Raw genomic sequence first — 5,357 nt, 5'->3', positions numbered from 1 at the left:
TCATACAGTTCATGGGGAGATAAAGCGACAAAGACAGCCTCATGCTCCAGCCCGTCATCCCGATCAAGGGAATAGTAGGCTTTGTGGCGGTATGTACGCAGCCGATAAGCAGCCTCTTTACGATCAAACTCTTTGAACATTTCTGCAACTTCTTCCGATACTTCCATGAAGCAATCCGATGTATAGAATGGGTAATAGTCCCGCAAATTGATAATAGCCATATTGACCTCCGTTTCGGTTGTTGGTTGACGAGTGACCGAAACGAAGGCGGCGGGGAGCGGCACCGGGGAATGACTTCGGGCCAACATGACCCGAAGCAGCCCCATAAAAACGCAAAAGCGCCCGGGCGGCATGAAGCCACACGGACGCATGAAGTTACATATTCATTTATGTGTTGTCTAATTTCACATTCATAACCAGACTCTCCCGGAGGGGGAGCTACGCTTTTTTTAACTGGTGCAGATCATGGATACTGCGAATTAAAAAGAAGGACACGGCAAAATAACCTCCCATCGGCTACCGTGTCCCTGCAAGTCGTCATTGGTTTGTGCAAACGCAAAGAAACGGCGGCTCTGAAAATCAAAGCCGCCGTTTCATAGGCGCATGGAAATGTGTCTGCTGGACGACGGCTTTTTTCTTTTGCCGTCGTGCGGCAGGTTATACAATATTTAATTTAAGAGCTATAGTTAGTTTTTTGTCTTGATAAGTAGCTTGTATTTCACCACCCATTTGATCTACAAGAGTTTTTGCAATAGAAAGCCCTAACCCTGTGGAATTTTTCTGCCCAGTTTCTACCGTATAAAATCGGTCAAACAATCGTTCCACCATTACAGGCGTCAAACTACGGGCAGAATTTGTAAAAGTAATTAGACCGTTGGCATAGAGTTTTACATACAAATCTCCCTCGCTATACTTTAAGACATTGCTCAAAATATTACTGACAATTCTATTAAAGGCAGGCAGATCAATATAACACGGAATAAAAGTATCGGGAATTTCAACAACAGGCTCGATTTTTCGTTTCTTAAAAGCTCCGTAAAAGACAAGCAGATTTTCCTCAAGTGCTTTGTTTAGAATTACATTTTCCTGTGTAGCCACCCATGATGATGTAACCACGGAATAGCAAAAGAGTTCTTCAGACAACTGCTTTAGACAGCTTACTCTATTTTGAATTAAGGAGATATAGGATTTGATGGCCGTTAAGTCATTCTCATCTTTCAATAACTCCAAATATCCGCATATTCCCGTTAGTGGTGTCCTAAGATCGTGAGATATATTTGTAAGCGCCTCTTTGAGTTCTCTATCACCGTTCATATATCTATGCCTGTGATACCGAAGCTGTTCAATTCCTATGTTAATTTCTGCAACCAACTTCCGAACATCACGATCACAGGTAGAAACTGTAAGCAAATTATTTGTGTCGCTCTCCAGATTATTCCTAAATTCTATGGACAGGTTGTTCAAGTCCTTTTTCATTAAATATAATTTCAAAACAAGAAGTACACTGATACATAAAAGAAAACCGCATAGAAACCAAGGAATAACCATGTTTAGACCTCCACTATTTTATATCTTTCTTTTTGAAAACAAATAACCCCCATACTGTGGTCAAAATAATATTCAATGAAGAATACAGAATGACATTAAATGGGCGAAGTATGATACCACTCGAAATTTGCAGGCTTTGACCCGTAGGGAGAAAATCATATAGAAACTCCAATATAATTCTTGTTATCTTATTAGATATGATGTCTAATGTCATGTCTCCGTAATAGCTAAAGACTGCAATTCTCAAATAATTAGTTATTATAAATAAAATCACATAGATGATCAGGCAAGTGGCTACCGAAGAAGTCTTATTACTGATTAGTGTTGAAACCATTGTAAACAGGCTCGCAAATGCGGCAAGTATGAGAATACCAGCAAGCAGATAAATGATAAAATATGACGGGTATTCAATATTCAATCCGAACAGTGGGATTCCCAAAACAATAATGAGCGCTGCATTCACAAGAAACAGCAAACCTTCTGCACAAAAAATTGTAATTCCATTTGCGAAATAAATATTGCTTCTTTTATGACCGGCAATTAACTTATTACGAATAGTTCCATCACTATACTCTGTCCCGATAAAGAAACCACTGTATATGGGACAAAAGATAGCAGCAACTGATATTGCCGAAAAGAAAAACCAGTTTAATGATACGGTTGTAATTTCGACCGAAGCTGTCATTTCCAGATAATTCATTATTAAAAGGAACACAGTATATAAAGATGATACAATTATGCCAGCCCGAAAAAGCTTGCTTTTTTTCAGCCGAGTGAAGTTTGCAAATATAAGGTTACGCATTTGTATGACCTCCAATCACGTTCATATAATAATTTTCCAAACTTTCATCCCGCTTTTGTATGAACATGATTTCACAATTTTCTTTTGCTAGTGCCAAGGTCAGTTGTGTAATATTGATTTCCCCAAATATATCTGCCTCTGTATCCGATGTCAGAGAGTATTCAATATTCAAACCGTCCAGTACCCGACACAATGCTTTTGTGTCAGTCACAGAGAGATGGGTACATTTACGACAATTTAATTCCAGCTCTGTGGCATCTATTTCCTTTACAATTTTTCCTCCATCGACAAATCCATAGTGAGTAGCCAGTTTGGATAGCTCTCCCAAAATGTGACTGGAAATAAGAATAGTGATTTGATAGTCCCGGTTGAGTTTTAGAATGAGTTCTCGAATTTCAACAATTCCCTGTGGATCTAAACCATTTATAGGTTCATCTAAAATCAAAAAATCAGGAGAGCCACATAAAGCAACAGCAATTCCTAATCTTTGCTTCATACCTAATGAAAAATCTTTAACTTTTTTCTTTCCACAATCGGCTAAGCTAACTAATGTTAGTAATTCTGTAATCCCGTTATAATTCGGTATCCCCAAAATTTGATATTGCATTATCAAGTTTTCTTCTGCCGTCATATCTAAATAAACCGCTGGAGTTTCAACTACAGCTCCCATACGGCGGCGAGTTTTATTGATTGCCATATCGGTGTTTTTTATATTGTATAAACTGTATTCGCCGGAAGTAGGATTCTGAATGCCAGTAATTAAACGAATAAGCGTAGTTTTACCTGCACCATTTTTACCTACAAGTCCATAAATTGCACCTTTTGGAATGTGCATTGAAAGTCCATTCAACGCTTGAAAATCTCCATATTTTTTACAAAGCGAAATGGTTTCTAAACAATAATCCATCTCTTTACCTCCTTATCCTTTCTAACTTCATTGTACTATTGTATGGTCAAGATAGCGGTCAAGAAAACCGTCAAGAAATGGTCAAAATGTAATTTTGAATCCAATACCCCATACTGCCTCTATGTATTCTTTATCGCCGGCATCACGCAATTTTTTGCGAAGATTAGAAATATGTTGTTTAAGAGATCTGTCAGTACAATCTGGAGTATCTTCAAAAATCCTTTCAAGTATTACAGTCTTTGAAATTACCTGATTAGGATTTTGCATCAATAGCTTAAAAATAGCATATTCTGTTTTTGTCAAATGTACTTGAGTATCGTTTACAGTAACCTCATGTGAAGTCAAATCTAACACAAGATTGTCAACCTTTAGGATTGAGATAAGACTTTGCTTTTCTTCTTTGCGAAATTGTACAGAAATACGAGCCAGTAATTCTCTTATTTCAAAAGGCTTAGTTATATAATCCACCGCACCACTTAATAGTAGGTTTACTTTATCATCAATACCAACTTTAGCACTGACAACAATAACTGGAATACCATCCATTTTCGATAATATTTCTTCTCCTGCTAAACCAGGGAGCATTAAATCCAAAAGAATTAAATCTGGAGTATTGTGGGATAAAAGATACAAGGCTTCTGTCCCAGAATAAGCCCGAAGAACCCCATAACCTTCTTTTTTCAAAGCATTCTCTATGATATTTCCAATATGCTGATCGTCCTCTATAACTGCTATTGTTTTCATTTTCTATGTTCTCTCCCTTGTTTTGTCCGGCCATCAAGCGGCTTCTCCGCCCCCTTGGGGAGCAACCAAACACCGGCCATTTTCACAGCACCGGGGATACGCCCACCAGCACAATAATAATTTACCCTACGAGGTGTCACGCCCCACTTCTCGGCGGCCTCTTTCAATGTCATATAGTCCATTTCGCACCTCCACAGAGTACATTATAGTTCTTTATCTCGAATAGTACAAGTTGGAGGCTGCATATTGATGAAATAAAATACTACTTTATGTAAAATTCCATTACATTCTCATAATCCAACCCGAAATGTACAATGATATAGGGTGATATGAGAATGAACCAAAATGAAAGAAGGTTTGACTTTCACGGCCTCGGGGCAGCTCTCAAACGAGCCAGAGAAGAAAAGGGCTGGACACAAGCCTATGTTGCGGAATTAGTAGACCGTGACTCCCGTACCATTATGAATATTGAGAACAAAGGTCAATATCCCAGCTTCGACCTTTTTGTTAAACTCATTACTATGTTTGACGTTTCAGTTGACCAGTTTATTCATGCGGACGGAGGGGCAAGGTCAAGCTCTTGTAGAAAGCACATTGATGTACTTCTAAACTCCATGAATGAAAAAGAGCTTGTCGTGATAGAAGCCACAGCCGAAGGCATTAAGAAAGCCAGGGAAACGGAGGTTCCAGAATAAGGGCCTCTGTTTTTTTGCGTCATTTTAGGGGCTGTCGCTAAGTGGCAAGCAATGCCTCTGTGGCCACAAGTGGCACAAAGGCGGCTTGTTGGGGCTCGCTCCAAACCCGTATCTTCGGGCCAACATGGCCCGAAGTGTCAGCGTCACTTTGCTCCTTATTTTCATAACCTTAACGCTCCTTTTCCTGCTTTCGTCCCGGCCCGGTGTAGCCCATCAGAGTGTCAATGTTCGCCTTGATCGTGACGATCTCCTGCATATCCCGTCGTGCCTTCTGGTATTCTCCATAGAGCTGTTTTTTCTTTGCTGTGAGCTTGCGGCCTTCCTCCTTCAGCACATCCATTTTAGGGAGCTTCGCCCCGCCCAGCAGAGAGCGCATTTCCGCTTGTGCAGCCCGGTACAGTTCAAGGTCGGCCTCATGCTCCGCAAGGAATTTCCGGCTGTACTTCGTCGCCTTATACTGCTCAAAGACTGGGCGGGTTTTGGCATACTGAACCGTTGCGGCCTTTAGCCCGGCATTGGTTTTCATGGCCTGTTCCGTCTGCTTGATCTGTTCGGAAATGGCATGGAAACGGTCTGCCGCCTCGGTGGCTTTCTTCGCCAACTGCTCATAATCGGTCAGGTTATTGTCCTGTATATAGGCAAGAGCGGCGGCCATCTGCTT

Annotated in this window: 6 protein-coding genes and 2 pseudogenes; 1 reads left to right on the top strand and 7 read right to left on the bottom strand. The window is 40.5% G+C overall.

What is annotated here, in order from left to right; all coding sequences use genetic code 11:
• The 6 genes and pseudogenes from B5D32_RS14270 to B5D32_RS14245 form a co-directional block, all read right to left on the bottom strand.
• Window positions 1-221: pseudogene (locus B5D32_RS14270) on the bottom strand (sigma-70 family RNA polymerase sigma factor); the annotation flags it as partial.
• Window positions 222-657: 436 nt separating this feature from the next.
• Window positions 658-1,548 (bottom strand): sensor histidine kinase, encoded by an 891-nt coding sequence (locus tag B5D32_RS14265; RefSeq protein ID WP_078785627.1) that lies wholly within the window; start codon window positions 1,546-1,548, stop codon window positions 658-660.
• 13 nt (window positions 1,549-1,561) lie between these two features.
• Complete coding sequence (locus tag B5D32_RS14260; RefSeq protein WP_078785626.1) at window positions 1,562-2,350, bottom strand: ABC transporter permease; 789 nt, start codon at window positions 2,348-2,350, stop codon at window positions 1,562-1,564.
• Window positions 2,343-3,257 carry an ATP-binding cassette domain-containing protein gene (locus B5D32_RS14255; RefSeq protein WP_078785625.1) on the bottom strand — a complete coding sequence of 305 codons (915 nt, stop codon included), beginning with the start codon at window positions 3,255-3,257 and terminating at the stop codon, window positions 2,343-2,345. The genes B5D32_RS14260 and B5D32_RS14255 overlap by 8 nt, the downstream gene beginning before the upstream one ends.
• Window positions 3,258-3,338: 81 nt before the next feature.
• Entirely contained in the window at window positions 3,339-4,001 is a 663-nt protein-coding gene (locus B5D32_RS14250; RefSeq protein ID WP_078785624.1) for a response regulator transcription factor, read from the bottom strand.
• Complete coding sequence (locus B5D32_RS14245) at window positions 3,998-4,183, bottom strand: helix-turn-helix domain-containing protein (protein ID WP_078785623.1); 186 nt, start codon at window positions 4,181-4,183, stop codon at window positions 3,998-4,000. Before B5D32_RS14245 ends, B5D32_RS14250 begins: the two co-directional genes overlap by 4 nt.
• A gap of 147 nt (window positions 4,184-4,330) precedes the next feature.
• Between B5D32_RS14245 and B5D32_RS14240 the strand changes: the two genes are divergently transcribed.
• Window positions 4,331-4,696 carry a helix-turn-helix transcriptional regulator gene (locus B5D32_RS14240; RefSeq protein ID WP_173762803.1) on the top strand — a complete coding sequence of 122 codons (366 nt, stop codon included), beginning with the start codon at window positions 4,331-4,333 and terminating at the stop codon, window positions 4,694-4,696.
• A gap of 169 nt (window positions 4,697-4,865) precedes the next feature.
• Here B5D32_RS14240 and B5D32_RS14235 read toward each other — a convergent pair.
• Window positions 4,866-5,357 (bottom strand): annotated as a pseudogene (locus B5D32_RS14235) (relaxase/mobilization nuclease domain-containing protein); the annotation flags it as partial.

Origin of the sequence: Gemmiger formicilis, assembly GCF_900167555.1 — a bacterium.
GTDB classification, from domain to species: domain Bacteria; phylum Bacillota; class Clostridia; order Oscillospirales; family Ruminococcaceae; genus Gemmiger; species Gemmiger formicilis.
The sequence above is the reverse complement of the archived record's forward strand: the minus strand, read 5'-3'. Positions and strand labels throughout refer to the sequence as shown.

What these genes read in the sequence shown, in the direction of transcription:
- B5D32_RS14260 (WP_078785626.1), bottom strand. Translation starts at nt 2,350, where the DNA reads ATGCGTAACCTTATATTTGCAAACTTCACTCGGCTGAAAAAAAGCAAG.
- B5D32_RS14265 (WP_078785627.1), bottom strand. Translation starts at nt 1,548, where the DNA reads ATGGTTATTCCTTGGTTTCTATGCGGTTTTCTTTTATGTATCAGTGTA.
- B5D32_RS14255 (WP_078785625.1), bottom strand. Translation starts at nt 3,257, where the DNA reads ATGGATTATTGTTTAGAAACCATTTCGCTTTGTAAAAAATATGGAGAT.
- B5D32_RS14250 (WP_078785624.1), bottom strand. Translation starts at nt 4,001, where the DNA reads ATGAAAACAATAGCAGTTATAGAGGACGATCAGCATATTGGAAATATC.
- B5D32_RS14240 (WP_173762803.1), top strand. Translation starts at nt 4,331, where the DNA reads ATGAGAATGAACCAAAATGAAAGAAGGTTTGACTTTCACGGCCTCGGG.
- B5D32_RS14245 (WP_078785623.1), bottom strand. Translation starts at nt 4,183, where the DNA reads ATGGACTATATGACATTGAAAGAGGCCGCCGAGAAGTGGGGCGTGACA.